Below are 236 nucleotides of genomic sequence, written 5' to 3'. Positions count from 1 at the left end.
CCTTCTTGTAACCCTTGATTCATTTCTTCCCAAGTGCGAGGACAATGATCGAGAATCAATACCGAATCTTGAGTTTCTGCAACTGATGTCTTCTTTCCACGATAATCTAACAGTAAAGGTGTTTCATTTTCGATCACAGAATAACTATCTTGCTGCTGTACTGCTTTGACTTCAACAATCCGCACTTCGTACTCTTTTTGATAAGCATTAAAATCTAATTCCACAACAGTATCAAA

1 protein-coding gene is annotated in these 236 nt (G+C 37.3%); it reads right to left on the bottom strand.

The window, feature by feature from the left end:
* Positions 1-236 (bottom strand): hypothetical protein (locus R0J87_RS24630; protein WP_498889663.1); only part of this gene is annotated, 236 nt, incomplete at both ends.

The organism is Halomonas sp. SIMBA_159, from assembly GCF_046536035.1.
GTDB lineage: Bacteria > Pseudomonadota > Gammaproteobacteria > Pseudomonadales > Halomonadaceae > Vreelandella > Vreelandella venusta_A.
This window is presented reverse-complemented; position numbering and strand designations above follow the sequence as displayed.